Source organism: Providencia sp. 2024EL-00732 (assembly GCF_044006275.1).
In the GTDB taxonomy this organism is placed as follows: Bacteria; Pseudomonadota; Gammaproteobacteria; order Enterobacterales; family Enterobacteriaceae; genus Providencia; species Providencia huashanensis.
The window spans coordinates 1-24,862 of the sequence record NZ_JBIPDG010000022.1 but is presented as its reverse complement, the minus strand read 5'-3'; the positions used below and the strand labels follow the sequence as shown (position 1 = coordinate 24,862).

Annotated in this window: 42 protein-coding genes and 1 rRNA gene; 37 read left to right on the top strand and 6 right to left on the bottom strand. The window is 43.0% G+C overall.

Annotated elements, in window-relative coordinates:
- The first annotated feature begins 123 nt into the window (after positions 1-123).
- The 31 genes from bfr (at position 124) to ACHB7C_RS20310 (ending at position 15,427) form a co-directional block, all read left to right on the top strand.
- Complete coding sequence (gene bfr, locus ACHB7C_RS20460) at positions 124-597, top strand: bacterioferritin (RefSeq protein ID WP_042847575.1); 474 nt, start codon at positions 124-126, stop codon at positions 595-597.
- A gap of 358 nt (positions 598-955) precedes the next feature.
- Positions 956-1,267, top strand: a complete 312-nt coding sequence (gene rpsJ / locus ACHB7C_RS20455; RefSeq protein ID WP_001181005.1) for a 30S ribosomal protein S10 — start codon at positions 956-958, stop codon at positions 1,265-1,267.
- A gap of 32 nt (positions 1,268-1,299) precedes the next feature.
- Positions 1,300-1,929 (top strand): 50S ribosomal protein L3, encoded by a 630-nt coding sequence (gene rplC, locus ACHB7C_RS20450; protein ID WP_042847572.1) that lies wholly within the window; start codon positions 1,300-1,302, stop codon positions 1,927-1,929.
- A 16-nt stretch (positions 1,930-1,945) separates the two neighbouring features.
- Entirely contained in the window at positions 1,946-2,551 is a 606-nt protein-coding gene (rplD, locus tag ACHB7C_RS20445) for a 50S ribosomal protein L4 (RefSeq protein WP_042847571.1), read from the top strand.
- Positions 2,548-2,850: a 50S ribosomal protein L23 gene (gene rplW / locus ACHB7C_RS20440; protein WP_042847569.1), complete on the top strand. Its 303-nt coding sequence runs from the start codon at positions 2,548-2,550 to the stop codon at positions 2,848-2,850. Before rplD ends, rplW begins: the two co-directional genes overlap by 4 nt.
- Before the next feature lie 19 nt (positions 2,851-2,869).
- A complete protein-coding gene (rplB, locus tag ACHB7C_RS20435) occupies positions 2,870-3,694 on the top strand; it encodes a 50S ribosomal protein L2 (RefSeq protein ID WP_006657016.1) in 825 nt (274 codons plus the stop codon).
- A gap of 14 nt (positions 3,695-3,708) precedes the next feature.
- Positions 3,709-3,987: a 30S ribosomal protein S19 gene (gene rpsS, locus ACHB7C_RS20430; protein WP_004265426.1), complete on the top strand. Its 279-nt coding sequence runs from the start codon at positions 3,709-3,711 to the stop codon at positions 3,985-3,987.
- A gap of 15 nt (positions 3,988-4,002) precedes the next feature.
- Complete coding sequence (rplV, locus tag ACHB7C_RS20425) at positions 4,003-4,335, top strand: 50S ribosomal protein L22 (RefSeq protein ID WP_004265430.1); 333 nt, start codon at positions 4,003-4,005, stop codon at positions 4,333-4,335.
- Between the two features lie 17 nt (positions 4,336-4,352).
- A complete protein-coding gene (gene rpsC, locus ACHB7C_RS20420; RefSeq protein WP_004907131.1) occupies positions 4,353-5,054 on the top strand; it encodes a 30S ribosomal protein S3 in 702 nt (233 codons plus the stop codon).
- Between the two features lie 12 nt (positions 5,055-5,066).
- Complete coding sequence (gene rplP, locus ACHB7C_RS20415; RefSeq protein WP_004265436.1) at positions 5,067-5,477, top strand: 50S ribosomal protein L16; 411 nt, start codon at positions 5,067-5,069, stop codon at positions 5,475-5,477.
- Entirely contained in the window at positions 5,477-5,668 is a 192-nt protein-coding gene (rpmC, locus tag ACHB7C_RS20410) for a 50S ribosomal protein L29 (protein WP_004265442.1), read from the top strand. The genes rplP and rpmC overlap by 1 nt, the downstream gene beginning before the upstream one ends.
- Positions 5,668-5,922, top strand: coding sequence for a 30S ribosomal protein S17 (rpsQ, locus tag ACHB7C_RS20405; RefSeq protein WP_042847566.1), 255 nt, complete (start codon positions 5,668-5,670; stop codon positions 5,920-5,922). Before rpmC ends, rpsQ begins: the two co-directional genes overlap by 1 nt.
- Positions 5,923-6,098: 176 nt before the next feature.
- A complete protein-coding gene (gene rplN / locus ACHB7C_RS20400; protein ID WP_004265449.1) occupies positions 6,099-6,470 on the top strand; it encodes a 50S ribosomal protein L14 in 372 nt (123 codons plus the stop codon).
- Between the two features lie 10 nt (positions 6,471-6,480).
- Positions 6,481-6,795 carry a 50S ribosomal protein L24 gene (gene rplX / locus ACHB7C_RS20395; RefSeq protein WP_042847564.1) on the top strand — a complete coding sequence of 105 codons (315 nt, stop codon included), beginning with the start codon at positions 6,481-6,483 and terminating at the stop codon, positions 6,793-6,795.
- A 15-nt stretch (positions 6,796-6,810) separates the two neighbouring features.
- Complete coding sequence (gene rplE / locus ACHB7C_RS20390; RefSeq protein WP_006816328.1) at positions 6,811-7,350, top strand: 50S ribosomal protein L5; 540 nt, start codon at positions 6,811-6,813, stop codon at positions 7,348-7,350.
- 12 nt (positions 7,351-7,362) lie between these two features.
- Positions 7,363-7,668: a 30S ribosomal protein S14 gene (gene rpsN / locus ACHB7C_RS20385; protein ID WP_004265458.1), complete on the top strand. Its 306-nt coding sequence runs from the start codon at positions 7,363-7,365 to the stop codon at positions 7,666-7,668.
- Between the two features lie 29 nt (positions 7,669-7,697).
- Complete coding sequence (gene rpsH, locus ACHB7C_RS20380; RefSeq protein WP_042847562.1) at positions 7,698-8,090, top strand: 30S ribosomal protein S8; 393 nt, start codon at positions 7,698-7,700, stop codon at positions 8,088-8,090.
- 14 nt (positions 8,091-8,104) lie between these two features.
- Complete coding sequence (gene rplF / locus ACHB7C_RS20375) at positions 8,105-8,638, top strand: 50S ribosomal protein L6 (protein WP_042847560.1); 534 nt, start codon at positions 8,105-8,107, stop codon at positions 8,636-8,638.
- A 9-nt stretch (positions 8,639-8,647) separates the two neighbouring features.
- On the top strand, positions 8,648-9,001 hold the full coding sequence (rplR, locus tag ACHB7C_RS20370; RefSeq protein WP_042847557.1) for a 50S ribosomal protein L18: 354 nt from the start codon (positions 8,648-8,650) through the stop codon (positions 8,999-9,001).
- A 14-nt stretch (positions 9,002-9,015) separates the two neighbouring features.
- Entirely contained in the window at positions 9,016-9,516 is a 501-nt protein-coding gene (gene rpsE, locus ACHB7C_RS20365; RefSeq protein WP_004265471.1) for a 30S ribosomal protein S5, read from the top strand.
- Between the two features lie 6 nt (positions 9,517-9,522).
- The gene (gene rpmD, locus ACHB7C_RS20360; protein ID WP_004265475.1) at positions 9,523-9,702 is read left to right on the top strand and encodes a 50S ribosomal protein L30; all 180 of its coding nucleotides are present in this window, start codon (positions 9,523-9,525) and stop codon (positions 9,700-9,702) included.
- Positions 9,703-9,705: 3 nt separating this feature from the next.
- Positions 9,706-10,140, top strand: coding sequence for a 50S ribosomal protein L15 (gene rplO / locus ACHB7C_RS20355; RefSeq protein ID WP_004265478.1), 435 nt, complete (start codon positions 9,706-9,708; stop codon positions 10,138-10,140).
- 7 nt (positions 10,141-10,147) lie between these two features.
- On the top strand, positions 10,148-11,473 hold the full coding sequence (gene secY / locus ACHB7C_RS20350; RefSeq protein ID WP_042847554.1) for a preprotein translocase subunit SecY: 1,326 nt from the start codon (positions 10,148-10,150) through the stop codon (positions 11,471-11,473).
- Positions 11,474-11,519: 46 nt separating this feature from the next.
- A complete protein-coding gene (gene rpmJ / locus ACHB7C_RS20345; RefSeq protein ID WP_071548716.1) occupies positions 11,520-11,636 on the top strand; it encodes a 50S ribosomal protein L36 in 117 nt (38 codons plus the stop codon).
- 145 nt (positions 11,637-11,781) lie between these two features.
- The gene (gene rpsM, locus ACHB7C_RS20340) at positions 11,782-12,138 is read left to right on the top strand and encodes a 30S ribosomal protein S13 (RefSeq protein WP_004907144.1); all 357 of its coding nucleotides are present in this window, start codon (positions 11,782-11,784) and stop codon (positions 12,136-12,138) included.
- A 16-nt stretch (positions 12,139-12,154) separates the two neighbouring features.
- The gene (gene rpsK, locus ACHB7C_RS20335) at positions 12,155-12,544 is read left to right on the top strand and encodes a 30S ribosomal protein S11 (RefSeq protein ID WP_002919257.1); all 390 of its coding nucleotides are present in this window, start codon (positions 12,155-12,157) and stop codon (positions 12,542-12,544) included.
- 35 nt (positions 12,545-12,579) lie between these two features.
- Entirely contained in the window at positions 12,580-13,200 is a 621-nt protein-coding gene (gene rpsD, locus ACHB7C_RS20330; protein ID WP_004265487.1) for a 30S ribosomal protein S4, read from the top strand.
- Between the two features lie 25 nt (positions 13,201-13,225).
- On the top strand, positions 13,226-14,215 hold the full coding sequence (locus tag ACHB7C_RS20325; RefSeq protein ID WP_004265491.1) for a DNA-directed RNA polymerase subunit alpha: 990 nt from the start codon (positions 13,226-13,228) through the stop codon (positions 14,213-14,215).
- Between the two features lie 37 nt (positions 14,216-14,252).
- Positions 14,253-14,639: a 50S ribosomal protein L17 gene (rplQ, locus tag ACHB7C_RS20320; protein ID WP_004907152.1), complete on the top strand. Its 387-nt coding sequence runs from the start codon at positions 14,253-14,255 to the stop codon at positions 14,637-14,639.
- A 135-nt stretch (positions 14,640-14,774) separates the two neighbouring features.
- Complete coding sequence (zntR, locus tag ACHB7C_RS20315; RefSeq protein WP_042847794.1) at positions 14,775-15,191, top strand: Zn(2+)-responsive transcriptional regulator; 417 nt, start codon at positions 14,775-14,777, stop codon at positions 15,189-15,191.
- A 35-nt stretch (positions 15,192-15,226) separates the two neighbouring features.
- On the top strand, positions 15,227-15,427 hold the full coding sequence (locus ACHB7C_RS20310) for an alternative ribosome-rescue factor A (RefSeq protein WP_042847548.1): 201 nt from the start codon (positions 15,227-15,229) through the stop codon (positions 15,425-15,427).
- Here the strand turns inward: ACHB7C_RS20310 and mscL are convergent, their stop codons facing one another.
- From mscL to def, 5 genes are all read right to left on the bottom strand, one after another.
- Positions 15,428-15,838 (bottom strand): large-conductance mechanosensitive channel protein MscL, encoded by a 411-nt coding sequence (gene mscL / locus ACHB7C_RS20305; protein ID WP_042847544.1) that lies wholly within the window; start codon positions 15,836-15,838, stop codon positions 15,428-15,430.
- 107 nt (positions 15,839-15,945) lie between these two features.
- On the bottom strand, positions 15,946-17,322 hold the full coding sequence (gene trkA, locus ACHB7C_RS20300) for a Trk system potassium transporter TrkA (protein ID WP_042847541.1): 1,377 nt from the start codon (positions 17,320-17,322) through the stop codon (positions 15,946-15,948).
- Positions 17,323-17,355: 33 nt separating this feature from the next.
- Entirely contained in the window at positions 17,356-18,642 is a 1,287-nt protein-coding gene (rsmB, locus tag ACHB7C_RS20295; RefSeq protein WP_166686087.1) for a 16S rRNA (cytosine(967)-C(5))-methyltransferase RsmB, read from the bottom strand.
- A 68-nt stretch (positions 18,643-18,710) separates the two neighbouring features.
- Positions 18,711-19,658: a methionyl-tRNA formyltransferase gene (gene fmt, locus ACHB7C_RS20290; protein ID WP_129467308.1), complete on the bottom strand. Its 948-nt coding sequence runs from the start codon at positions 19,656-19,658 to the stop codon at positions 18,711-18,713.
- 32 nt (positions 19,659-19,690) lie between these two features.
- A complete protein-coding gene (def, locus tag ACHB7C_RS20285) occupies positions 19,691-20,209 on the bottom strand; it encodes a peptide deformylase (protein WP_129467307.1) in 519 nt (172 codons plus the stop codon).
- A gap of 133 nt (positions 20,210-20,342) precedes the next feature.
- On the opposite strand from def, the gene dprA reads away from it, so the two are divergent.
- Genes dprA through ACHB7C_RS20260 form a run of 5 tightly spaced genes read left to right on the top strand, consistent with a single transcriptional unit; the run spans position 20,343 to position 23,652 of the window.
- Positions 20,343-21,419: a DNA-processing protein DprA gene (gene dprA, locus ACHB7C_RS20280; RefSeq protein WP_129467306.1), complete on the top strand. Its 1,077-nt coding sequence runs from the start codon at positions 20,343-20,345 to the stop codon at positions 21,417-21,419.
- Positions 21,420-21,449: 30 nt separating this feature from the next.
- On the top strand, positions 21,450-21,989 hold the full coding sequence (locus ACHB7C_RS20275) for a type I DNA topoisomerase (RefSeq protein WP_042847532.1): 540 nt from the start codon (positions 21,450-21,452) through the stop codon (positions 21,987-21,989).
- A gap of 12 nt (positions 21,990-22,001) precedes the next feature.
- The gene (gene tsaC, locus ACHB7C_RS20270) at positions 22,002-22,571 is read left to right on the top strand and encodes an L-threonylcarbamoyladenylate synthase type 1 TsaC (protein ID WP_048605774.1); all 570 of its coding nucleotides are present in this window, start codon (positions 22,002-22,004) and stop codon (positions 22,569-22,571) included.
- 5 nt (positions 22,572-22,576) lie between these two features.
- On the top strand, positions 22,577-23,395 hold the full coding sequence (gene aroE / locus ACHB7C_RS20265; RefSeq protein WP_042847530.1) for a shikimate dehydrogenase: 819 nt from the start codon (positions 22,577-22,579) through the stop codon (positions 23,393-23,395).
- Positions 23,392-23,652, top strand: a complete 261-nt coding sequence (locus tag ACHB7C_RS20260; RefSeq protein ID WP_042847529.1) for a DUF1488 domain-containing protein — start codon at positions 23,392-23,394, stop codon at positions 23,650-23,652. Before aroE ends, ACHB7C_RS20260 begins: the two co-directional genes overlap by 4 nt.
- On the opposite strand, the gene ACHB7C_RS20255 is transcribed toward ACHB7C_RS20260, so the two are convergent.
- Entirely contained in the window at positions 23,628-24,173 is a 546-nt protein-coding gene (locus ACHB7C_RS20255; protein WP_042847528.1) for a gamma carbonic anhydrase family protein, read from the bottom strand. The two genes, ACHB7C_RS20260 and ACHB7C_RS20255, sit on opposite strands and share 25 nt — an antisense overlap.
- A gap of 588 nt (positions 24,174-24,761) precedes the next feature.
- Between ACHB7C_RS20255 and ACHB7C_RS20250 the strand changes: the two genes are divergently transcribed.
- Positions 24,762-24,862: ribosomal RNA gene (locus tag ACHB7C_RS20250) — 16S ribosomal RNA — on the top strand; the annotation flags it as partial.

The window sequence follows — 24,862 nt, the reverse complement described above, 5'->3', positions numbered from 1 at the left end:
GTTGTAATCTAGTCACTCGTAAGAATTAAATTACTAACTTTTCATTTAAATCGTCGTATAAATATTACCCAGCTATCTATTTCAGTACTACACTTAAAATACTGGAAGCGATGGAGGGTACACATGAAAGGCGATAAAAAAATGATAGCCCATTTAAATAAATTATTGGGCAATGAACTAGTTGCAATTAACCAATATTTTTTACATGCCCGTATGTTCAAAAATTGGGGGCTAACTCGTCTCAATGAGATGGAATACCATGAATCAATTGATGAAATGAAACATGCCGATAAATACATCGAGCGTATTCTTTTCCTCGAAGGTATCCCTAATTTACAAGATCTTGGCAAGTTAAATATTGGTGAAGATGTTGAAGAGATGCTGAAATCAGACCTACAACTTGAGATAGACGGTGCAAAAAATCTAAAAGAAGCTATCAAATATGCGGACTCTGTTCATGATTACGTCAGTCGTGATTTAATGATTGAAATTTTAGCAGACGAAGAAAACCATATTGATTGGATTGAAACGCAACTTGAGTTGATCACTCGTATAGGACTACAGAACTACCTTCAAGCACAAATCAAAGAAGAGTAATGCTCAATAACATTGTTTAACTAAAAAATTATAGTTAATAAAAGCCCTCAATAATTGAGTTTTCAACATTGAGGGCTTTTTTAATACCAGCGCTCAGCGACCACCTTAAAAAAATTCGCACATATTTTCCCCGATTGCTTGCGTTTAGCGATAATTTACGTATAATGCGCGGGCTTACTGATGAGTAAGCCCTATATTTTAGGACTGAAATCTCAGTATTGAGTTAACGATTTGTTACTCATTTAGACAATACTCCCGATTTGGGAGTTACATCAAGAACGATTACACTCTCCCATCAATCGAAATGGGTACGAGGAGTAATCATTTTACGTTTATAAATAGTTGGAGCTCTGGTCTCATGCAGAACCAAAGAATCCGTATCCGCCTGAAAGCTTTTGATCATCGTTTAATCGATCAATCAACTGCGGAAATCGTAGAGACTGCTAAGCGCACTGGTGCGCAAGTACGTGGTCCTATCCCGCTGCCGACACGTAAAGAGCGTTTTACCGTTCTGATCTCTCCGCACGTTAACAAAGATGCGCGTGATCAGTACGAAATTCGCACTCACAAGCGTCTGGTTGACATCGTTGAGCCAACCGAAAAGACCGTTGATGCTCTGATGCGTCTGGACCTGGCTGCCGGCGTTGACGTGCAGATCAGCCTGGGTTAATCAGGTCGTCGAACGATTGAGAGGTTGAAACAATGATTGGTTTAGTCGGTAAGAAAGTGGGAATGACGCGTATCTTCACTGAAGATGGTGTTTCTATCCCTGTAACTGTTATCGAAATTGAAAATAACCGTGTTACTCAGGTTAAAACTGCAGAAACTGACGGTTATAATGCAATTCAGGTTACTACTGGTAGCAAAAAAGCTAACCGTGTAACTAAACCTGAAGCAGGTCATTTCGCTAAAGCTGGCGTTGAAGCTGGCCGTATTCTGCGTGAATTCCGTACTGAAGAAGGTACTGAGTTTGCAGCAGGTCAAAGCATTAGCGTTGAAATTTTCGCTGACGTTAAAAAAGTCGACGTTACTGGTACATCTAAAGGTAAAGGTTTTGCCGGCACAGTTAAGCGCTGGAATTTCCGTACTCAAGATGCTACTCACGGTAACTCCTTGTCTCACCGTGTTCCGGGTTCTATCGGTCAGAACCAGACTCCGGGCAAAGTGTTTAAAGGCAAGAAAATGGCAGGCCAACTAGGTAATGAACGTGTAACTGTTCAAAGCTTAGATGTAGTACGTGTTGACGCTGAGCGCAACCTGCTGCTGGTCAAAGGTGCTGTTCCAGGAGCAACTGGTAGCAACCTGATCGTAAAACCGGCTGTCAAGGCTTAACGTCGAGGAGATAGGAATGGAATTGGTAATGAAAGACGCGCAAAGCGCGCTGACTGTTTCCGAAACTACCTTCGGGCGTGATTTCAATGAAGCGCTTGTTCACCAAGTAGTTGTTGCATATGCAGCTGGTGCTCGTCAAGGTACTCGTGCTCAGAAAACTCGTGCTGAAGTTTCTGGTTCAGGTAAAAAACCATGGCGTCAAAAAGGCACTGGTCGTGCACGTGCTGGTTCAGTAAAGAGCCCGATTTGGCGCTCTGGTGGTGTTAGCTTTGCAGCTAAACCACAGGACCACAGTCAAAAAGTTAATAAGAAGATGTACCGTGGTGCTTTAAAAAGCATCCTGTCTGAATTGGTACGTCAAGATCGTCTGATCGTTGTCGAGAAGTTCTCTGTAGAAGCGCCTAAAACTAAGCTGCTGGCACAGAAACTGAAAGATATGGCTCTGGAAGATGTGCTGATCATCACTGCTGAATTAGATGAAAATCTGTTTTTAGCAGCGCGCAACCTGTACAAGGTTGACGTTCGTGATGCAGCTGGTATCGACCCAGTAAGCCTGATCGCCTTCGACAAAGTGGTTATGACTGCTGATGCTGTGAAGCAAGTTGAGGAGATGCTGGCATGATCCGTGAAGAACGTCTGCTAAAAGTACTGCGCGCGCCGCATGTATCTGAAAAAGCTTCTACAGCGATGGAAAAAAGCAATACCATCGTTCTCAAAGTTGCGAAAGACGCGACTAAAGCAGAAATCAAAGCTGCTGTACAGAAACTGTTTGAAGTCGAAGTTGAAGGTGTTAACACTTTGCTGGTTAAAGGCAAAACTAAACGCCACGGTCAGCGTTCCGGTCGCCGCAGTGACTGGAAAAAAGCTTACGTTACGCTGAAAGAAGGCCAGAATCTGGACTTCGTTAGCGGCGCAGAGTAAGTCGGAGGAGTAAAGAACAATGGCAGTTGTTAAATGTAAACCTACGTCTCCGGGCCGTCGCCACGTTGTTAAAGTGGTTAACCCTGAGCTGCATAAGGGAAAACCTTATGCTCCGCTGTTAGAAAAAAACAGCAAATCCGGTGGTCGTAACAACAATGGCCGTATCACTACCCGTCATATCGGTGGTGGCCATAAGCAGCATTATCGTTTAGTTGATTTTAAACGCAACAAAGACGGTATCCCTGCGGTTGTTGAGCGTTTGGAATATGATCCAAATCGTTCTGCGAACATTGCACTGGTACTATATAAAGACGGTGAACGTCGTTATATTCTTGCACCAAAAGGCCTGAAAGCTGGCGACCAGATTCAATCTGGTGTTGATTCAGCAATCAAAGCTGGTAACGCACTGCCTATGCGCAACATCCCTGTTGGTTCTACAGTTCATAATATCGAACTGAAACCAGGTAAAGGTGGACAGTTAGCGCGTTCAGCAGGTACTTACGCTCAAATCGTTGCTCGTGATGGTGCTTATGTCACCTTACGTCTGCGTTCTGGTGAAATGCGTAAAGTTTTAGCTGATTGCCGTGCAACCTTAGGTGAAGTTGGTAACGCTGAACATATGTTACGTGTTCTCGGTAAAGCTGGTGCTAGTCGCTGGCGTGGTATTCGTCCTACCGTTCGCGGTACTGCGATGAACCCAGTAGACCATCCACATGGTGGTGGTGAAGGCCGTAACTTTGGTAAACACCCTGTAACACCTTGGGGCGTTCAAACCAAAGGTAAGAAAACTCGTAGCAACAAGCGTACTGATCAATTCATCGTACGTCATCGTTCTAAAAAATAATTAGAGGATAAGCCATGCCACGTTCTCTCAAGAAAGGTCCTTTTATTGACCTGCACTTGCTGAAGAAGGTAGAGAAAGCGGTGGAAAGCGGAGACAAGAAGCCTCTCAAGACTTGGTCCCGTCGTTCAACGATCTTTCCTAATATGATCGGATTGACCATCGCTGTCCATAATGGTCGTCAGCATGTTCCAGTTTTCGTAACCGACGAAATGGTTGGTCACAAACTGGGTGAATTCGCACCGACTCGCACTTATCGCGGCCACGCGGCAGATAAGAAAGCTAAGAAACGTTAAGGATAGGAGGAAGAGATGGAAACTTTAGCTATGCATCGCCACGCTCGTTCTTCTGCCCAGAAGGTTCGCTTAGTTGCCGACCTGATTCGCGGTAAGAAAGTGTCGCAAGCTCTGGAAATTCTGACCTACACCAACAAGAAAGCTGCTGGTTTAGTGAAGAAAGTACTTGAATCTGCAATTGCTAACGCAGAGCAAAACGATGGCGCTGACATTGATGACCTGAAAGTTGCGAAAATATTCGTAGACGAAGGTCCAACTATGAAACGCATCATGCCGCGTGCGAAAGGCCGTGCAGATCGTATTCTTAAGCGCACCAGCCACATTACAGTGGTTGTGTCCGATCGCTGAGACTCTGGAGACTAGCAATGGGTCAGAAAGTACATCCTAATGGTATTCGCCTGGGTATTGTCAAACCTTGGAACTCTACTTGGTATGCGAATACCAATGAATTCGCTGACAACCTAGACAGCGATTTTAAAGTACGCCAGTACTTAAATAAAGAATTGGCAAAAGCGTCAATCTCTCGCATCGTTATCGAACGTCCTGCGAAAAGCATCCGTGTGACTATTCACACTGCTCGCCCAGGTATCGTTATCGGTAAGAAAGGTGAAGACGTTGAAAAACTGCGTAAAACAGTAGCGGATATCGCTGGTGTTCCTGCGCAAATCAATATCGCCGAAGTTCGTAAACCAGAACTGGACGCAAAATTAGTTGCTGACAGCATTTCTTCACAGCTGGAACGTCGTGTTATGTTCCGTCGTGCTATGAAGCGTGCAGTACAGAACGCAATGCGTCTGGGCGCTAAAGGTATTAAAGTTGAAGTCAGTGGCCGTTTAGGCGGTGCTGAAATCGCTCGTACCGAGTGGTATCGTGAAGGCCGTGTGCCACTGCACACATTACGTGCTGATATCGATTACAACACTTCAGAAGCGCACACCACTTACGGTGTTCTCGGCGTTAAGGTATGGATCTTCAAAGGTGAGATTCTGGGTGGTATGGCTGCTGTTGAACAAGCTGAGAAACCAGCTGCTCAACCTAAAAAGCAGCAGCGTAAAGGCCGCAAGTAAGGAGAGTCGCTGATGTTACAACCAAAGCGTACAAAATTCCGTAAGGTGCACAAAGGCCGCAACCGTGGTCTAGCGCAAGGTACGGATGTTAGCTTCGGCACTTTCGGTCTTAAAGCTGTTGGCCGTGGTCGTCTGACTGCACGTCAGATCGAAGCGGCACGTCGTGCTATGACCCGTGCTATTAAGCGTCAAGGTAAAATCTGGATCCGTGTGTTCCCAGACAAACCAATCACTGAGAAACCACTCGAAGTTCGTATGGGTAAAGGTAAAGGTAACGTAGAATATTGGGTTGCCTTAATCCAGCCTGGTAAAGTTTTATACGAAATGGACGGTGTGCCTGAAGAGCTGGCTCGTGAGGCATTCTCTCTGGCAGCAGCGAAACTGCCTATCAAAACCACCTTTGTAACTAAGACGGTGATGTAATGAAAGCACAAGAGCTGCGCGAAAAAAGCGTTGAAGAGCTGAATGCTGAACTTTTGAACTTGTTACGTGAACAATTTAATTTACGTATGCAGGCTGCAAGTGGTCAGCTACAACAGTCTCATCTGTTGAAACAAGTGCGTCGTGATATCGCACGTGTGAAGACTTTACTGACTGAGAAGGCAGGTGCGTAATGAGCGATAAAATCCGTACTCTGCAAGGTCGTGTAGTTAGCGATAAAATGGAGAAATCTATTGTTGTTGCTATCGAGCGTATGGTGAAACACCCTCTGTATGGTAAATTCATCCGTCGTACGACTAAATTGCACGTACATGACGAGAACAATGAATGTGGAATCGGTGACGTGGTAGAAATCCGCGAAACTCGTCCACTGTCTAAGACTAAGTCTTGGGCCTTAGTTCGCGTTGTAGAAAAAGCTGTTCTGTAATAGAATAGACTTTTCTGATGAATAAACGGCTCTTATTTGATTGAGCCGTTTATTTTTTTCTGTCCAACTCGATGATGTGGTGTTATAATGCCGCGCCCTCGTAGTATGGGTATATTTGAACGGCCTCTTCATAATGAGGTGGCTCAGTAGTAGTTGACATTTAGCGGAGCACTAAAATGATCCAAGAACAGACTATGCTGAACGTGGCCGACAACTCCGGTGCACGTCGCGTAATGTGTATCAAGGTTCTAGGTGGCTCGCACCGTCGCTATGCACATGTCGGCGACATCATTAAAATTACCGTTAAAGAAGCAATTCCACGCGGTAAAGTTAAAAAGGGTGATGTCCTGAAAGCGGTAGTGGTGCGCACCAAGAAGGGTGTACGTCGCCCTGACGGTTCTGTCATTCGCTTCGATGGTAATGCTTGTGTGTTATTAAATAACAACAGCGAGCAAGTAATCGGTACGCGTATTTTTGGGCCGGTAACTCGTGAACTTCGTAACGAGAAGTTTATGAAAATTATCTCTCTGGCACCTGAAGTACTCTAAGGAGCGAACTATGGCAGCGAAAATCCGTCGTGATGACGAAGTTATCGTGCTAACTGGGAAAGACAAAGGTAAGCGCGGTAAAGTAAAGCAGGTTATTTCTTCTGGTAAAGTTATCGTTGAAGGTATCAATCTGGTTAAAAAACATCAGAAGCCTGTACCGGCTCTGAACCAACCAGGTGGCATCGTTGAAAAAGAAGCGGCTATTCAAGTTTCTAACGTTGCAATCTTTAACGCGGCAACCGGTAAGGCTGACCGTGTAGGCTTTAGATTCGAAGACGGCAAAAAAGTCCGTTTCTTCAAATCTAACAGTGAAACTATCAAGTAATTTTTGGAGTATACGATGGCGAAACTGCATGATTACTATAAAGACGAAGTAGTTAATAAACTCATGACTGAGTTTAACTACACTTCTGTCATGCAAGTCCCTCGGGTCGAGAAGATCACCCTGAATATGGGTGTTGGTGAAGCGATTGCTGATAAAAAACTGCTGGATAACGCAGCAGCTGATTTAACAGCGATCTCAGGTCAAAAACCTTTGATCACCAAAGCACGCAAATCTGTTGCAGGCTTCAAAATCCGTCAGGGCTATCCAATCGGCTGTAAAGTAACCCTGCGTGGCGAACGCATGTGGGAGTTCCTTGAGCGTCTGATTTCTATTGCTGTACCACGTATTCGTGACTTCCGTGGCTTGCCCGCTAAGTCTTTCGATGGTCGCGGTAACTACAGCATGGGTGTTCGTGAACAAATCATCTTCCCTGAAATCGATTACGATAAAGTGGATCGCGTACGTGGTTTAGATATTACTATTACCACTACTGCGAAATCAGATGACGAAGGTCGCGCACTGTTAGCAGCGTTCAACTTCCCGTTCCGCAAGTAAGGCAGGGTACTCATGGCTAAGAAATCTATGAAAGCGCGTGATGTTAAACGTGCTAAATTAGCTGAGAAGTTCTTCGCAAAACGCGTAGAATTGAAAGCTATCATCTCTGATGTTAAAGCATCCGATGAAGATCGCTGGGACGCTGTTCTCAAGCTGCAAACACTGCCACGTGATTCAAGTCCTTCTCGTCAGCGTAACCGCTGCCGTCAAACAGGGCGTCCGCATGGTTTCCTGCGGAAGTTTGGTCTGAGCCGTATTAAAGTCCGTGAAGCCGCAATGCGCGGTGAAATCCCGGGCCTTAAAAAGGCAAGTTGGTAATTCCATTTGAATCACGGGAGTAAAGACAGATGAGCATGCAAGATCCCATCGCGGATATGCTGACCCGTATCCGTAACGGTCAGGCCGCGAACAAAGTTGCGGTCACCATGCCTTCCTCCAAGCTGAAAGTGGCAATTGCCAAAGTGCTGAAGGAAGAAGGTTATATCGAAGATTTTAAAATTGAAGGCGACATCAAGCCAGAATTGGAACTGACTTTACGTTATTTCCAAGGTAAGGCTGTCGTAGAAAGCATTCAGCGTGTAAGCCGCCCAAGCCTGCGCATCTATAAGAAAAAAGATGAGCTACCACAAGTTATGGCTGGGTTAGGTATCGCTGTTATTTCTACCTCTAAAGGTGTCATGACTGATCGTGCAGCTCGCCAAGCTGGTCTTGGTGGCGAGATTCTCTGCTACGTAGCTTAATTCGGGAGGAAAGAATGTCTCGTGTGGCAAAAGCACCCGTCGTCATTCCTGCCGGCGTAGAGGTAAAACTCAACGGTCAGGTTATTTCGATTAAGGGTAAAAACGGCGAGCTTAGTCGTACTATCCATAATGCAGTTGAAGTTAAAAACGAAGACAATCAGCTGACTTTCGCACCACGCGAAGGTTTCGCGGATGCATGGGCACAAGCGGGTACTACTCGTTCACTGTGTAATGCAATGGTTGTTGGTGTTACCGATGGCTTCACTAAAAAGCTTCAACTGGTCGGTGTTGGTTACCGTGCAGCAATCAAAGGCAATGCTGTAAGCTTGTCTTTAGGTTTCTCGCATCCGGTTGAACACGCACTGCCAGCAGGCATTACTGCTGAATGTCCAACACAAACTGAAATCGTACTGAAAGGTGCGGATAAGCAAGTGATTGGCCAAGTTGCAGCAGAACTGCGTGCTTACCGTCGTCCTGAACCTTATAAAGGTAAAGGTGTTCGTTACGCCGATGAAATCGTGCGTACCAAAGAGGCTAAGAAGAAGTAAGGTAACACTATGGATAAGAAAGCAGCTCGTATCCGTCGTGCGACCCGCGCACGCCGTAAGATCCAAGAGTTGGGTGCGACTCGCCTGGTGGTACATCGTACTCCACGCCATATTTATGCGCAGGTTATCGCACCGAACGGTTCTGAAACATTGGTTGCAGCTTCTACTACAGAAAAAGCTATCAATGAACAAGTTAAGTTTACTGGAAACAAAGACGCAGCAGCAATTGTTGGTAAATTAGTTGCAGAACGCGCACTGGAAAAAGGCATCAAAGTTGTTGCTTTTGACCGTTCTGGTTTCCAATATCATGGTAGAGTCCAGGCACTGGCAGATGCTGCCCGTGAAGCTGGCCTTCAGTTCTAAGGTAGAGGTGTAAGATGGCTCACATCGAGAAACAAGCTGGCGAACTGCAGGAAAAGCTGATCGCGGTAAACCGCGTAGCAAAAACCGTTAAAGGTGGCCGTATTTTCAGCTTTACCGCACTAACTGTAGTTGGTGATGGTAACGGTCGCGTTGGTTTTGGCTACGGCAAAGCGCGCGAAGTTCCGGCAGCAATCCAGAAAGCGATGGAAAAAGCCCGTCGCAGTATGAAAACCGTTGCTCTAAACAACGGCACATTGTTCCACCCTGTGAAAGGTACACACACTGGTTCTCGTGTGTTTATGCAACCTGCTCACGAAGGTACCGGTATCATTGCCGGCGGTGCAATGCGTGCTGTTTTAGAAGTAGCTGGAGTTCGCAACGTACTGGCTAAAACCTACGGTTCCACAAACCCAATCAACGTGGTTCGTGCAACACTGGATGCTTTAGACAGCATGAAGTCTCCAGAAATGGTCGCAGCTAAGCGTGGAAAATCCGTCGAAGAAATTCTGGGGTAATCGGCCATGGCTAAGACTATTAAAATTACACAAGTTCGCAGTTCAATCGGTCGTCTGCCTAAGCATAAGGCAACACTGGTCGGTTTAGGTCTGCGTCGCATTGGTCATACAGTAGAGCGCGAGGATACTCCTGCTGTACGTGGTATGGTCAACTTGGTTTCCTACATGGTTAAAGTTGAGGAGTAAGAGATGCGTTTAAATACTCTGTCTCCGGCTGAAGGTGCCAAGCACGCGCCTAAACGCGTAGGTCGTGGTATCGGTTCTGGTCTGGGTAAAACCGGCGGCCGTGGTCACAAAGGTCAGAAATCTCGTTCTGGCGGTGGCGTACGTCGTGGTTTCGAAGGCGGCCAGATGCCTTTATATCGTCGTCTGCCGAAATTCGGCTTCACTTCACGTAAAGCAATGATCACTGCAGAGATTCGTCTGTCTGATTTTGCTGCTGTTGAAGGCGATGTTATTGATCTGAACGCACTGAAAGCCGCGAACGTTGTTGGCATCCAGATTGAATATGCGAAAGTTATTCTGTCTGGCGAAGTGAACCGTGCAGTTACTGTACGTGGCCTTCGTGTTACTAAAGGTGCTCGCGCTGCAATCGAAGCTGCCGGCGGTAAAATTGAGGAATAAGTGACAGATGGCTAAACAACCAGGATTAGATTTTCAAAGTGCCAAGGGTGGAACTGGCGAACTTAAACGCAGACTTTTGTTTGTAATTGGTGCGCTAATTGTATTCCGAATTGGTTCTTTTATTCCAATCCCTGGTATTGATGCCACTGTGCTTGCCAAATTGCTCGAACAGCAACAAGGCACCATCATTGAAATGTTTAACATGTTCTCTGGTGGTGCTCTTAGCCGTGCTTCTATCTTTGCTTTGGGGATCATGCCGTATATTTCGGCGTCGATCATCATCCAATTATTATCTGTGGTTAATCCACGATTAGCAGAGATTAAGAAGGAAGGAGAAGCAGGTCGTCGGAAGATAAGCCAATATACTCGTTGGGGTACTCTGGTATTAGCAATATTCCAATCTATTGGTATTGCAATGGGTCTACCGAATATGCCAGGGATGCAAGGATTGGTTATTGATCCGGGTCTTCCATTCTACTTTACGGCTGTTGTTAGCTTAGTCACAGGGACAATGTTCTTAATGTGGTTAGGTGAACAGATAACTGAAAGAGGTATTGGTAACGGTATCTCTATCATTATCTTCGCTGGTATTGTTGCGGGGTTACCGCCGGCTATTGGCCATACCATCGAGCAAGCTCGGCAAGGCGACCTGCACTTCCTCCTGTTGCTGTTGGTTGCAGTATTAGTATTCGCGGTTACTTTCTTTGTTGTGTTTATGGAACGTGGTCAACGTCGTATTGTCGTTAATTACGCTAAACGTCAGCAGGGGCGCCGTGTTTATGCAGCACAAAGTACACATTTACCGTTAAAAGTGAATATGGCGGGTGTAATTCCTGCAATTTTTGCTTCCAGTATCATACTATTCCCGGGTACAATAGCTTCTTGGTTTGGTGATGGAACTGGCTGGGACTGGCTGACGACTATTTCTATGTATTTGCAGCCTGGTCAACCGTTATATGTGTTGCTTTATGCATCTGCGATCATCTTCTTCTGTTTCTTCTATACGGCGTTGGTTTTCAACCCAAGAGAAACAGCAGATAACCTGAAGAAGTCCGGTGCATTTGTACCAGGAATTCGTCCGGGAGAGCAAACGGCCAAGTACATTGATAAGGTAATGACTCGCTTGACATTAGTTGGCGCATTATATATTACCTTCATCTGCCTAATCCCGGAGTTCATGCGTGACGCAATGAAAGTACCTTTTTACTTTGGTGGTACTTCCCTCTTAATCGTGGTTGTTGTTATCATGGACTTTATGGCTCAAGTGCAAACTCTGATGATGTCAAGTCAGTATGAGTCTGCATTGAAGAAAGCAAACCTGAAAGGTAAATAATCACTCTGTGTGATTATGGTTTGCTTAGAAGTTACGGAGAGTAAAAATGAAAGTTCGTGCTTCCGTCAAGAAATTATGCCGTAACTGCAAAGTTATCCGTCGCAATGGTAGCGTTCGTGTAATTTGTAGTGTTGAGCCAAGACATAAACAACGTCAAGGCTAAGAAAAAGCATTTTTTTCTTGCAAAGTTGGGTTGAGCTGGCTAAATTAGCCAGCCAATCTTTTTTATCTAAGATACATTATTGTTTGAGTATCCTGAAAACGGGCTTTTCAGCACAGTAATGTATATTTTAACTTAGGAGTGCATAGTGGCCCGTATAGCAGGCATTAACATTCCTGATCATAAACATACCGTAATCGCTTTAACATCGATTTTCGGAATCGGCAAAACACGTTCACAGGCTATCTGTGAAGCAACTGGTATTGCTGAAAATGTTAAGATCAGTGAACTGTCTGAAGAACAAATCGACAAGCTGCGTGACGAAGTTGCCAAGTATGTTGTAGAAGGTGACCTACGTCGTGAAATTACCCTGAGCATCAAGCGTCTAATGGACCTTGGTTGTTACCGTGGTTTACGTCATCGTCGTGGTCTTCCTGTGCGCGGACAGCGTACTAAGACTAACGCTCGTACCCGCAAGGGTCCGCGTAAGCCGATCAAGAAATAAGTCGGGGTACTGAATAATGGCAAAGGCACCAATTCGTGCACGTAAGCGTGTAAGAAAACAAGTCTCAGACGGTGTGGCTCATATCCATGCTTCTTTCAACAACACAATCGTTACTATTACTGATCGTCAAGGTAACGCATTAGGTTGGGCAACTGCCGGTGGTTCCGGTTTCCGTGGTTCTCGCAAATCCACTCCGTTTGCAGCTCAGGTTGCAGCAGAGCGTTGCGCAGAAGCTGTGAAAGAATACGGAATTAAAAACTTGGAAGTTATGGTTAAGGGACCGGGTCCGGGTCGCGAATCAACAATTCGTGCTCTGAACGCCGCAGGTTTTCGCATCACTAATATTACTGATGTGACTCCTATCCCTCATAACGGTTGTCGCCCACCGAAAAAACGTCGCGTTTAATACGTATCGTTTTTTAGGACTGTTGGAGAAAGAAAATGGCTAGATATTTGGGTCCTAAGCTCAAGCTGAGCCGTCGCGAAGGAACAGACCTCTTTCTGAAGTCTGGTGTTCGCGCGATTGACACCAAGTGTAAATTAGAACAGGCACCAGGCCAGCACGGAGCGCGTAAACCGCGTCTGTCTGACTATGGTGTTCAGTTACGTGAAAAACAAAAAGTTCGTCGTATCTACGGTGTTCTGGAGCGTCAATTCCGTAACTATTATAAAGAAGCAACACGTCTGAAAGGCAACACAGGTGAAAACCTGTTGACTTTGCTGGAAGGCCGTCTTGATAACGTAGTTTACCGTATGGGCTTTGGCGCAACTCGCGCAGAAGCACGTCAAATGGTTAGCCATAAGGCTATCATGGTAAATGGTCGCGTAGTTAATATCGCTTCTTATCAGGTTTCCCCGAATGACGTTATCAGCGTTCGTGAGAAAGCTAAAAAACAGTCTCGTATTAAGGCTGCTTTAGAGCTGGCTGAACAGCGTGAGAAGCCAACTTGGCTGGAAGTTGATGCTGCTAAAATGGAAGGTGTGTTCAAACGTATTCCTGAACGTACTGACTTGTCTGCGGACATTAACGAACACCTGATCGTCGAGCTTTACTCCAAGTAAAGCTTAGCACCAAAGAGAGGACACAATGCAGGGTTCTGTGACAGAGTTTCTAAAACCGCGCCTGGTAGATATCGAGCAAGTGAGTTCGACGCACGCTAAGGTGACCCTTGAGCCTTTAGAGCGTGGCTTTGGCCATACTCTTGGTAACGCACTGCGCCGTATTCTGCTTTCGTCTATGCCGGGTTGTGCGGTGACAGAGGTTGAGATTGATGGTGTACTGCATGAGTACAGCACCAAAGAAGGTGTACAGGAAGATATCCTGGAGATTCTCCTCAACCTGAAAGGGCTGGCGGTAAAAGTTCAGGGGAAAGATGAAGTTATTTTAACCTTGAATAAATCTGGCATTGGCCCTGTGACTGCAGCCGACATCATCCATGATGGTGATGTCGAAATCGTCAAGCCACAGCACATCATCTGCCACCTGACTGACGAAAGCGCATCTATTAATATGCGAATTAAAGTACAGCGTGGTCGTGGTTATGTGCCGGCTTCTGCCCGAGTTCATTCGGAAGAAGATGAGCGCCCAATCGGTCGTTTGTTAGTCGATGCTTGCTACAGCCCAGTAGAGCGTATTGCCTATAATGTTGAAGCAGCTCGTGTTGAGCAACGTACGGACTTGGATAAGTTAGTTATTGAAATGGAAACTAACGGTACAATCGATCCTGAAGAGGCGATTCGCCGTGCAGCGACCATTCTAGCTGAACAACTTGAAGCATTCGTTGATTTACGTGATGTACGTCAACCGGAAGTTAAAGAAGAGAAGCCAGAATTCGATCCTATCTTACTGCGCCCAGTTGACGATCTGGAATTGACTGTCCGCTCTGCTAACTGCCTCAAAGCAGAAGCTATCCACTACATCGGTGATCTGGTACAGCGTACAGAAGTTGAGTTGCTTAAAACGCCTAACCTCGGTAAGAAATCTCTTACTGAAATTAAGGACGTCTTGGCATCTCGTGGTCTTTCTCTGGGCATGCGCTTAGAAAATTGGCCACCAGCAAGTATTGCTGATGATTAAGATCACAGGTTAAGGTTTTACTGAGAAGGATAAGGTCATGCGCCATCGTAAGAGTGGTCGTCAATTGAACCGCAACAGCAGCCACCGCCAAGCTATGTTCCGTAACATGGCTGGTTCTTTAGTTCGTCATGAGATCATCAAGACGACTCTGCCTAAAGCGAAAGAACTGCGTCGCGTCGTTGAGCCGCTGATTACTCTTGCCAAGACCGACAGCGTAGCTAATCGTCGTCTGGCATTCGCACGTACTCGTGATAACGAGATCGTTGCAAAATTATTTAATGAACTGGGACCTCGTTTCGCAGCTCGTGCAGGTGGTTACACTCGTATTCTTAAGTGTGGCTACCGCACAGGTGACAATGCTCCGATGGCTTACATCGAGCTTGTTGACCGTGCTGTTGAGTCTCAAGAAGCAGCAGCAGAGTAATCTGTCGTCGCTTTCAAGAAAACCGGGTATATTGCCCGGTTTTTTTGTACCTGCTATTCTTACTTTTCCAAAGCAGATTTTGTGCTCTTGAATTTTTTGTTGTTAACCCTTATTTATAGGTAAGCGTTCATGAGTATGTATAAGATTGGCGAAATAGCTAAATTAGCTGATGTCACTCCAGACACCATCCGTTTTTATGAGAAACAAGGTTTGATGGGACATAAAATAAGAACTGAAGGTGGCTATCGGCTATTTACAGAACAGGATTTGCAGCGATTACGCTTTATTCGCTATGCAAAACAGTTAGGGTTTACTTTGGATGCTATTGCAGAGTTACTTTCAATAAGAGTTGATCCGGAACATCATACATGCCAAGAATCCAAGCAAATTGTTGATGTTAGGTTACTAGAAGTTGAAAAAAAAATACAAGAGCTTATTATTATGCGCGATTCACTGAAGATGCTTAGTTCAGCATGTTGTGGTGAGGAACATGCAACAACCTATTGTTCAATTATGGAGATTTTAGAAAAAGGTGCTTCTAAAGTTTATTAAGGATATAAAACCCACTAATTATATGAAGGTATATCATGAGTAAATATCAACATAAGCGTGGTGAGATTAAAGATAATGCAATTGTAGCATTACTTCATGACCCATTATTTCGTCAAAGAGTTGAGAAAAATAAAAAAGGTAAAGGAAGTTATACAAGAAAAGGGAAAAATAATAAGGCAGGTAACTGGGAGGCCAGTGGTAATAGGTTTATTTACTTATTACCACTGGCCTTTTAGTTATTTTTTATTCTGTTCTTTTAATAAATCACGAATTTCTGATAATAAGACTTCTTCAGTTGATGGTGGTGCAGGCTCAGCTGGAGCAGCTTCTTTTGCACGGCGAACTTTATTCATTGCTTTAATTGCCATAAAAATAGCAAAGGCGACAATAATAAAGTCAAATACAGTTTGTAAAAACATCCCATAATTAAGTACTACGGCTGGTAAGTCACCTTGCGCTTCTTTTAGAACAATACTAAATGATTTGAAATCAACACCTCCGATGATTAAACCTAGTGGAGGCATGATGACATCAGCAACTAGAGAAGATACAATTTTACCGAAAGCAGCACCAATAATAATACCGACAGCCATATCTACTACATTGCCTTTCATGGCAAATTCACGGAAATCTTTTAAAAAGCTCATTCGACGACCCCTTAATAAATACCTTAATTGAAACAAAATGTGTATTAGGTTAACAAATTATAGTCGCTAGAATTAATAAGCTACAAATATTTATACATTTTTATTTTTTATAAAAAGAATGGACTTGGCTGGAATAGTTTTTCAACATCAGGGACATGTTTTTTATCTGTAATAAACATGATGACATGGTCGCCTTGTTCAATAATATGGTAATCGCTAGCAATAATTACTTCTTCTTCGCGAACTATTGCCCCAATAATTGTACCTGGCGGAAGTTTAATCTCTGATATTTTTTTACCAACAACTTTAGATGTATTCTCATCGCCGTGTGCAATTGCTTCGATTGCTTCAGCAACACCTCTTCTTAATGATGAAACATTCACGATATCGGCTTTTCTCACATGACTTAATAAAGCTGAAATTGTCGCTTGCTGTGGTGAAATTGCAATATCAATAACCCCACCTTGCACAAGTTCAACATAAGCTGAGCGTTGAATAAGTACCATTGCTTTTTTAGCGCCCATTTTTTTTGCTAGCATGGCAGACATAATATTAGCTTCATCGTCATTTGTAAGAGCAATAAATACATCCATCTGTTCAATGTGTTCTTCCGTTAGTAACTCTTGATCAGATGCATCACCATAAAAAACGATAGTATCATGCAATAACTCAGCAAGTTCTGTTGCACGTTGTTGGTTTCGCTCAATTAATTTTACACTGTAGTCTTTTTCAAGCCTTCTAGCTAAACCTGCACCAACATTACCACCGCCAACAATCATTAAACGTTTATAAGGTTTTTCCAGTCTTTGTAGTTCACTCATGACTGCTCTGATATGTTGTGTTGAAGCGACGAAAAATACCTCATCACCCGCTTCAATAATAGTTGAGCCTTGTGGGCGGATTGGTCTGTCTTGACGAAATATTGCCACGACACGAGTATCGATATGAGGCATGTGTTCACGTAAACTGGATAAGGCGTTGCCTACAAGTGATCCCCCATAATAGGCTTTTACTGCCACAATGCTGACTTTACCTTCCGCAAAATTAACGACCTGGAGCGCACCTGGATATTGGATTAATTTATAAATGTAATCTATCACTAACTGCTCTGGCGATATCAAATAATCAATAGGGATCTGTTCAGGTAGAAAGAGCTTATCCGCTTCACGAATATATTCGGTTGCCCTAATACGAGCAATTTTATTAGGTGTATTAAATAGGCTATATGCAATTTGGCAAGCAATCATATTTGTTTCGTCAGAGTTAGTGACGGCAACTAGCATGTCTGCGTCTTCGGCTCCAGCATCACGAAGGACTCTAGGATGAGAACCATGGCCATTAACGACACGCAGATCAAACTGATCTTGTAGCTGACGTAGGCGATCTCCGTCTGTATCAACTACTGTAATATCATTGTTCTCATCAACTAAATTTTCAGCAAGTGTCCCACCAACTTGCCCAGCGCCTAGAATAATGATCTTCATTGCATATTCCTATATCAGGTAATTAACGACTTATTATTGTACTTTTTTTATTAAGCGTGCATAAAAAAAGCCATCACCACCATCGGTAGTTGGCAATATTTGTAACCCTAATTTGGTTCCATCATTTAGGCATGCATCAGTATGCTTAGTTAGGAAATTTTCTATTTGCTGGCTGTTTTCTTCAGGCATAATTGAACAAGTCGCATATAGCAAAGTCCCGCCTGGTTTTAAATAAGGCCAAATAGCTTCAAGTATTTGAGCCTGTAGCTGTGCAAGTTCATTGATATCAGTATCACGGCGTAGCCATTTAATATCAGGATGGCGCCTTATTACACCGGTTGCAGAGCAAGGTGCATCTAGTAAAATGCGGTCAAATTGCTGTTCTTTCGCCCATTTTTCTGGTTGAGTACCATCACCTTGAACAACTGTTGCATGTTGTTGTAGCCGTGTTAGATTTTCTTTTACCCTTTTAAGGCGAGCATCATCAATATCGACCGCGAGTACTTTCGCTTTTGGCGCTAACTCTAAAATATGTGTTGTTTTCCCACCAGGTGCTGCACATAAATCTAGGATGCTTTCACCATCTTGGGGTTGTAATAGTTCAGCACAACCTTGAGCGGACACATCTTGCACTGTACACCAACCTTCTTCAAAGCCCGGTAGTTTAGAAACTGCGGTTGGTTCATGCAAACGAATAGCACTGGTATGCGTGGCATGTACATCCGCAGCTATGTCAGCCTGTTTGAGTAAATCAAGATATTGAGTTGCGGTATGGTGCTGAGAGTTGACCCTTAACCACATAGGTGGGCGTTGGTTATTTGCATCTGTGATTGATTGCCATTCATCAGGATAGGCATTTTGTATGCGTTTCAATAACCAACTCGGATGTAAATACTGGCTACTGTTGTTAGCAATGCGTTCTTCTAATTGTGTTTGTTGGCGCTGGAATGAACGCAAAACCCCATTAACCAGCCCTTTTAGTTGTGGGCGTTTTAAGGCAACAGCGCCATTGACTGTTTCCGCCAATGCGGCATGCGCCGGAATTCGAGTATAAAGAAGTTGATAAATACCCACCATGATGAGGTAGTGAAGCGCTCTTTGCTTACCTGTTAATGGTTTTTCCATAAGCTGGCCAATGAACCATTCTAGTTTAGGTAAGTAACGTAAGACACCAAAACAAATCTCTTGTAATAGTGCTTTATCTTTATCATTGATATTGCGTTGTAAATCGGGCAACACAGTATTTAAGGATTGTCCATTATCAAGAACTTGACTGATTGCTGTTGCTGCGATACTTCGCAAATTATATGTATTTTTCATAAAAGAAGATGAACTTTGTAGTTGCTAAAATAAAACTGCCTGATGATATCAGGCAGTTTACAGATTTATTAATCTAGAATTTGCTCTGGAGTAAACCATTCACGACGGGAGTTTAGTATATCTTGCGCACTCATTGCTTTTTTGCCTGGTGGTTGTAACTGAGTGATATTCAGTATGCCATTACCCGTGGCAATGCTTATCCCTTTTTTATCGGCGCTAATGATTGTTCCTGGCTGTTTATTGTGAGTCCCAGAGATTACTTCAGCTTGCCATACTTTGATTAGCTGCTCTTCAACCGTAAAATGACTCATAGGCCAAGGGTTAAATGCGCGGATACAGCGTTCGATGTGGCTGGCATCTTGTTGCCAATCAATACGCGCTTCTTCCTTAGATAATTTTTCGGCATAATTAGCCAGCGAATCATCCTGCTTTTCTGGGACACATTGGCCTAACGACAACATATCTACGGTATGGATCAATGCTTGTGGGCCAGTTATCGCTAGCTTTTCATACAATGTAGCACTTGTATCGTGGGGGGTAATCGGGCAAATTGCCTTATAAAGCATATCACCTGTGTCTAAACCTGCATCCATTTGCATAATAGTGACGCCCGTTTCAGCATCACCTGCCCAAATAGAACGTTGAATAGGAGCAGCTCCTCGCCAACGAGGTAGTAAAGAGCCGTGAACATTTAGGCAGCCTAAACGAGGAATATCTAAAACAGCTTGTGGCAGAATTAACCCATAGGCAACGACGATCATTAGGTCTGCGTTTCTTTCTTTGATCCATTGTTGATTTTCAGCATCTCGAAGCGATACAGGTTGAAAAACAGGAAGTTGGTGCTCTTCAGCTAGAACTTTAACCGGACTTGGTGTTAGTTTTTTCCCTCTACCCGCAGGTTTATCGTGGCGAGTAAGTACACCAACAATTTGGTGATTCGTTTCTAAAAGCGCGGCTAAATGTTTAGCAGCAAAATCCGGAGTACCCGCAAAGATAATTTTTAATGGTTCTGACACGTTAATTTCCCTGTTTATAGTTACCAAGCTAGCTATTTTTTAGCCTCTTTTGCTCTTTGTCTATCCAGTTTTTCAACTTTTTGGCGGATGCGTTGACGTTTTAAAGGGGATAAATAATCAACAAACAGCTTACCAACAAGGTGATCCATTTCATGTTGGATACAAATAGCTAATAAACCATCCGCTTCAAGCTCAAAAGACTCTCCGTTGTAATCTAAAGCCTTAACTTTTACTTGCTCTGCTCGCGGCACAAACCCATGCTGTTCAGGAATAGAAAGACAACCCTCTTCGATACCAGTTTCTCCTGATTTATCTAATAATTCAGGGTTAATAAGTACTAGACGTTCATCACGGGTTTCAGAAACATCAATAACAATAATACGCTGGTGGATATCGACTTGTGTTGCTGCGAGCCCAATACCTTCTTCTTCATACATGGTATCGAACATATCATCAACGATGCGCTGAATAGAGGCATCAACTTTTTCGACCGGCTTAGCAATTGTGCGTAAGCGTTCGTCTGGGTAATGTAACACGTTTAAGACTGACATAAATTTTTCGAGCAGTTTCCAAAAAGTGAATGGGAATTAATGACTATTCTAGACATTTCTCCGTCATATTGACAGTATTGGTTATCATTTGTTCACTGAAGAACCTATTTACTAATTTAGTCAGGATGACAAAATGAATACTCAAGAAATCTGGCTGAGAATGTCACAGGTAAAAAAGCTATTACCTCAGCGTGCAGTAAAAATAGTTAATGAGTTAACCCTGTTAGATAAGGTTAGTCATCAAGCCTTACGAGACAGTGGTCTGAATGAGATGCAGCAATTGCAATTTCTTCATGTTCCAATGAATCGAATCGAAAAAGTACAAAAATGGCTCGCTAATCAAAATCATCAATTAATTACTTATCTTGACCCTAATTACCCACATCTCTTAAAGCAAATTTATCGTCCTCCCCTATTACTTTTTGTGGTAGGGCAAAGTGAATTGTTAGCAACGCCACAGGTTGCTTTAATTGGTAGCCGGCAAGCTAGCGAATATGGTCGAAAATGGACCAATATATTTACTAAAGACTTTGTGCAGCATGGGGTGACTATCACGAGTGGACTCGCAATCGGTATTGATGGAATAAGCCACAAAGCTGCGCTTGACAATGATGGTAAAACCATCGCAGTTCTGGGAAGTGGTCTAGAAAATATTTATCCAAAACAACATTATGGGTTAGCTGAGCATATTAAAATGAATGGGGCACTAATTTCCGAATACTGGCCTAGCACTCCCCCATTACCCAAGCAGTTTCCGCAGCGAAATCGTATCATTAGTGGGTTAAGTAAAGCAGTTGTTGTGATAGAGGCAGGTATGAAAAGTGGTTCATTAATAACAGCGCGATATGCAATTGAACAAAATCGTGATCTTTTTACATTACCTGCTCCATTAGGTAACCCTGCGTTTGGAGGGAATCATTGGTTATTACAACAGGGGGCTTATTTATTAATAGAACCAAATGATGTTTTGCAGCATTTAGTTGATGGGTTAAATTGGATTCAAACGGAGTTACCTATAAATGAAAACCCACTTGAGTTTAATGTGGTAGAAAATAAAATTTTAGGTATGGTGGGGTACAAACCTACACCAGTTGATGTGATTGCAGAACAAACACAAGTCCCAATCACTCAAGTGATTTCTATTTTAACTGAAATGGAAATTAATGGAGTGATTTGCTCAAGTGCTGGTGGGTATATTAGATTAACTTAGCTTTATCGGCTAAAGAAAGTAGAGAATGATATGTCGAAACAGCTGCCTTTTGATACAGAAAAAAATGAATATTGCCCAGAATGTAACTCTATATTGGTGATCCGTAATAGTACACACGGCCCTTTTTTAGGTTGCTCAAGTTATCCTCAGTGCAATTATATGCGTCCACTTAGGGCAATGGTGGAAAGCCATATCATTAAAGTTTTAGACGGGCAATCTTGTCCGAAATGTGGTCATGATTTAGTGCTGAAACAAGGCCGATTTGGCATGTTCATAGGTTGTAGTAACTACCCTGAGTGTGAACATATTGAGCTAATTGATAAGCCGGATGAAACTAAAATTCCATGCCCACAATGCCAAAAAGGAAATTTATTGCAAAGAAAATCGCGTTTTGGGAAGACTTTTTATGCTTGTGATAATTACCCTAACTGTCAGTTTATATTAAATAATAAACCTGTGACTGGTAAATGTTTGTATTGTGAATATCCATTATTGATGGAAAAAAAGGGGGGACAAGGAGTAAGATTATTTTGTGCCAGTAAACGTTGCGGTAAGCAACAAGAAGAATAACGAGTTAAAACTATGCCAAATAAATCTACACCTGCAATTGAAAGTATTATTGTTTCATTACAAAAAGGGGAAGTTATTGCCTATCCAACGGAAGCTGTTTTTGGATTAGGTTGCGACCCTGATAACGAAAATGCAGTCAACAAGTTATTAGAACTAAAGCAACGCCCTTGGGAGAAAGGTTTAATTCTGATTGCTGATAGTTACGAACAATTAAAAGACTATGTTGATGATAAACAACTCACGGAAGAGCAAAAGCAAGCGATGTTCGCAACTTGGCCGGGCCCTGTAACCTGGGTGATACCCGCGAAAGCCTCTACACCAAAGTGGTTAACTGGCCAATTTGATACTTTAGCGGTGAGGGTTACTACTCACGAGTTAGTAAAAAAATTATGTCGTGAATATGGTAAACCGTTGGTGTCTACAAGCGCTAATTTAAGTGGGCTAGAGCCATGTAGAACAACAAATGAGGTTATTGCTCAATTCAACAAAAGTATTCCTGTTTTGGATGGGGTGGTTGGCGGTCGCCAAAACCCATCTGAAATTAGGGATGCTAAAACGGGTCAATTGTATCGTAAAGGGTAATGTTCATGGAAATGTTTGCGGTTTTTGGTAACCCGATTCAACATAGTAAATCACCATCTATACATAAAATGTTTGCGGAGCAAACAGGTATACTACTTGAATACGAAAAAATTTTAGCGCCTGTAGATAACTTTGAGCTCAGTTTAGCCGAATTTTTTTCTCAGGGGGGGAAAGGTGCAAACATTACTTTGCCATTTAAAGAAAGGGCATATCAGCTTGTTTCTGAGTTAACGGAAAGAGCCCAAGCCTGTGGCGCAGTTAATACTGTGATGAAGTTAGATGATAACCGCCTGCTTGGTGATAATACCGATGGCATGGGCCTATTGTTAGACCTCCAACGCTTAGAATTTATTCATCCGAATAGCAAGATACTAATGATCGGAGCTGGTGGGGCAACTCGGGGAGCGCTACTCCCCCTCTTGGAATATGGATGTAACATTACTCTAACGAATAGAACGTATGCCAAAGTAGAAACATTAGTTAATGAGTTTTCTTCACTAGGTAACATAAAAGGGATGCAGATCGAACAGATCACCTCTCCTGATTTTGATCTAATTATTAATGCAACTTCATCGGGTGTAAGTGGTGATATCCCGACAATAAACTCACTGATATTTACCAAACAAGTTGCTTGTTACGATATGTTTTATCAATCTACATTGACGCCATTTTTATCTTTTGCATGTGAACATCAGGTGACAAAAATAGCGGATGGCCTTGGTATGCTTGTAGGGCAAGCTGCATTTTCTTTTAAGCTATGGCATGGTGTTCTCCCTGAAATTACGCCAGTTCTATCTGCTTTATATAAGGAATTGAAAGGGTGAACCAGCAAATTCAATTTCCTGATAGAGAAGAGTGGGATGAATTATCCAAGCAAGTACGTTTTCCTGTATTGATTAGCGGAATGCTTGCTGAATGTGCAGTTCCTCAGTCATTATTGTTTCAACGCTATGGTAAAGAAGAAACTCCTCTGAGGTTATTTCAGCAGCATCGATGGGATATAGAAGAAGAGTTTGAAGCCTTGATTGAACAAGGCCACGATGGCGCACATGGGCTTTACGTATTATCAGAGGCTAAATAGTTGTTTTTCCATTCGACATAGTTGTTTGCTGAATAACGTAAATGGCCTAACTCAGCATCAGTCAATTTTCGGATGGCTTTTGCTGGGCTTCCCGTATATAAGTAGCCAGATTCGAGTCTTTTCCCTTGAGTCACTAAACTGTTAGCACCAATAACGACATCATCTTCGATGATAGCCCCATCAATGATAATTGAGCCCATTCCAACTAGCACTCTATTTCCTATAGTACAGCCATGTAGCATCACTTTATGACCTACGGTGACATCTTCGCCAATGATTAGCGGGTTACCAGTAGGATTGCTGCTTGATTTATGAGTAACATGCAAAACACAACCATCCTGAATGTTAGTCCTTGCGCCGATAGATATATAATTTACGTCACCACGTAAAACTGAAAGTGGCCAAATACTGACATCATTAGCTAAACGTACATCTCCAATCACAACTGCGGAAGGGTCAATAAAGACACTTGGTTCGACAGAAGGGGATATTCCTAGATAAGGGCGTAAAAGTTTGTTCATTTCTATGACCATTAAAAATATCAATATAAAGGTTAGAAACTAAAATAGTTAGTTCATCAACAATGGGAGTATCTAACAAGTTTCATTAAAGTAGAATTATAGGCAGAAATTAGCTTTTTTTATAACCATAATGAAGCTAAAAAACACAGAGTGATGATTTTATCCCCAAACGGCATTTTTTTTTAAAAAAAAGGTTGTGTAATTCTAATACCTCCCTATAATGCGCATCCGTTGTCACGATAAACCGGCTCGAAGAAAACCTCGAAGCCTTGTGATAACAGAGGTGAGAAAGAAAAAGTTGAAAATAAACGCTTGACTTTCTAAATAAAAAACGTAATATACGTCACCTCGCGACAACGACCTAAGTTAATAAAAACTGAGTCGAATTTCCAAAAGAAATGTCGCAACGCTCTTTAACAATTTATCAGACAATCTGTGTGGGCACTCACAGGACACTATCAAAAAAATATTTGATTTTAAGTCTTGAAGAGTGACTAACACGTTAATTCATATATATGAACTAATAGGTAATCTGGTTTCTTCGGAAATCAGGCGACAGTAAACATTCTTTGAGCATCAAGCTACTTTTAATTGAAGAGTTTGATCATGGCTCAGATTGAACGCTGGCGGCAGGCCTAACACATGCAAGTCGAGCGGTAACAGGGGAAGCTTGCTTCCCGCTGACGAGC

Excerpts from the sequence above, each read along its gene's own strand:
- bfr (WP_042847575.1), top strand. The coding sequence starts at position 124 with ATGAAAGGCGATAAAAAAATGATAGCCCATTTAAATAAATTATTGGGC.
- rpsJ (WP_001181005.1), top strand. The coding sequence starts at position 956 with ATGCAGAACCAAAGAATCCGTATCCGCCTGAAAGCTTTTGATCATCGT.
- rplC (WP_042847572.1), top strand. The coding sequence starts at position 1,300 with ATGATTGGTTTAGTCGGTAAGAAAGTGGGAATGACGCGTATCTTCACT.
- rplD (WP_042847571.1), top strand. The coding sequence starts at position 1,946 with ATGGAATTGGTAATGAAAGACGCGCAAAGCGCGCTGACTGTTTCCGAA.
- rplW (WP_042847569.1), top strand. The coding sequence starts at position 2,548 with ATGATCCGTGAAGAACGTCTGCTAAAAGTACTGCGCGCGCCGCATGTA.
- rplB (WP_006657016.1), top strand. The coding sequence starts at position 2,870 with ATGGCAGTTGTTAAATGTAAACCTACGTCTCCGGGCCGTCGCCACGTT.
- rpsS (WP_004265426.1), top strand. The coding sequence starts at position 3,709 with ATGCCACGTTCTCTCAAGAAAGGTCCTTTTATTGACCTGCACTTGCTG.
- rplV (WP_004265430.1), top strand. The coding sequence starts at position 4,003 with ATGGAAACTTTAGCTATGCATCGCCACGCTCGTTCTTCTGCCCAGAAG.
- rpsC (WP_004907131.1), top strand. The coding sequence starts at position 4,353 with ATGGGTCAGAAAGTACATCCTAATGGTATTCGCCTGGGTATTGTCAAA.
- rplP (WP_004265436.1), top strand. The coding sequence starts at position 5,067 with ATGTTACAACCAAAGCGTACAAAATTCCGTAAGGTGCACAAAGGCCGC.
- rpmC (WP_004265442.1), top strand. The coding sequence starts at position 5,477 with ATGAAAGCACAAGAGCTGCGCGAAAAAAGCGTTGAAGAGCTGAATGCT.
- rpsQ (WP_042847566.1), top strand. The coding sequence starts at position 5,668 with ATGAGCGATAAAATCCGTACTCTGCAAGGTCGTGTAGTTAGCGATAAA.
- rplN (WP_004265449.1), top strand. The coding sequence starts at position 6,099 with ATGATCCAAGAACAGACTATGCTGAACGTGGCCGACAACTCCGGTGCA.
- rplX (WP_042847564.1), top strand. The coding sequence starts at position 6,481 with ATGGCAGCGAAAATCCGTCGTGATGACGAAGTTATCGTGCTAACTGGG.
- rplE (WP_006816328.1), top strand. The coding sequence starts at position 6,811 with ATGGCGAAACTGCATGATTACTATAAAGACGAAGTAGTTAATAAACTC.
- rpsN (WP_004265458.1), top strand. The coding sequence starts at position 7,363 with ATGGCTAAGAAATCTATGAAAGCGCGTGATGTTAAACGTGCTAAATTA.
- rpsH (WP_042847562.1), top strand. The coding sequence starts at position 7,698 with ATGAGCATGCAAGATCCCATCGCGGATATGCTGACCCGTATCCGTAAC.
- rplF (WP_042847560.1), top strand. The coding sequence starts at position 8,105 with ATGTCTCGTGTGGCAAAAGCACCCGTCGTCATTCCTGCCGGCGTAGAG.
- rplR (WP_042847557.1), top strand. The coding sequence starts at position 8,648 with ATGGATAAGAAAGCAGCTCGTATCCGTCGTGCGACCCGCGCACGCCGT.
- rpsE (WP_004265471.1), top strand. The coding sequence starts at position 9,016 with ATGGCTCACATCGAGAAACAAGCTGGCGAACTGCAGGAAAAGCTGATC.
- rpmD (WP_004265475.1), top strand. The coding sequence starts at position 9,523 with ATGGCTAAGACTATTAAAATTACACAAGTTCGCAGTTCAATCGGTCGT.
- rplO (WP_004265478.1), top strand. The coding sequence starts at position 9,706 with ATGCGTTTAAATACTCTGTCTCCGGCTGAAGGTGCCAAGCACGCGCCT.
- secY (WP_042847554.1), top strand. The coding sequence starts at position 10,148 with ATGGCTAAACAACCAGGATTAGATTTTCAAAGTGCCAAGGGTGGAACT.
- rpmJ (WP_071548716.1), top strand. The coding sequence starts at position 11,520 with ATGAAAGTTCGTGCTTCCGTCAAGAAATTATGCCGTAACTGCAAAGTT.
- rpsK (WP_002919257.1), top strand. The coding sequence starts at position 12,155 with ATGGCAAAGGCACCAATTCGTGCACGTAAGCGTGTAAGAAAACAAGTC.
- rpsD (WP_004265487.1), top strand. The coding sequence starts at position 12,580 with ATGGCTAGATATTTGGGTCCTAAGCTCAAGCTGAGCCGTCGCGAAGGA.
- ACHB7C_RS20325 (WP_004265491.1), top strand. The coding sequence starts at position 13,226 with ATGCAGGGTTCTGTGACAGAGTTTCTAAAACCGCGCCTGGTAGATATC.
- rplQ (WP_004907152.1), top strand. The coding sequence starts at position 14,253 with ATGCGCCATCGTAAGAGTGGTCGTCAATTGAACCGCAACAGCAGCCAC.
- zntR (WP_042847794.1), top strand. The coding sequence starts at position 14,775 with ATGTATAAGATTGGCGAAATAGCTAAATTAGCTGATGTCACTCCAGAC.
- ACHB7C_RS20310 (WP_042847548.1), top strand. The coding sequence starts at position 15,227 with ATGAGTAAATATCAACATAAGCGTGGTGAGATTAAAGATAATGCAATT.
- mscL (WP_042847544.1), bottom strand. The coding sequence starts at position 15,838 with ATGAGCTTTTTAAAAGATTTCCGTGAATTTGCCATGAAAGGCAATGTA.
- trkA (WP_042847541.1), bottom strand. The coding sequence starts at position 17,322 with ATGAAGATCATTATTCTAGGCGCTGGGCAAGTTGGTGGGACACTTGCT.
- rsmB (WP_166686087.1), bottom strand. The coding sequence starts at position 18,642 with ATGAAAAATACATATAATTTGCGAAGTATCGCAGCAACAGCAATCAGT.
- def (WP_129467307.1), bottom strand. The coding sequence starts at position 20,209 with ATGTCAGTCTTAAACGTGTTACATTACCCAGACGAACGCTTACGCACA.
- dprA (WP_129467306.1), top strand. The coding sequence starts at position 20,343 with ATGAATACTCAAGAAATCTGGCTGAGAATGTCACAGGTAAAAAAGCTA.
- ACHB7C_RS20275 (WP_042847532.1), top strand. The coding sequence starts at position 21,450 with ATGTCGAAACAGCTGCCTTTTGATACAGAAAAAAATGAATATTGCCCA.
- tsaC (WP_048605774.1), top strand. The coding sequence starts at position 22,002 with ATGCCAAATAAATCTACACCTGCAATTGAAAGTATTATTGTTTCATTA.
- aroE (WP_042847530.1), top strand. The coding sequence starts at position 22,577 with ATGGAAATGTTTGCGGTTTTTGGTAACCCGATTCAACATAGTAAATCA.
- ACHB7C_RS20255 (WP_042847528.1), bottom strand. The coding sequence starts at position 24,173 with ATGAACAAACTTTTACGCCCTTATCTAGGAATATCCCCTTCTGTCGAA.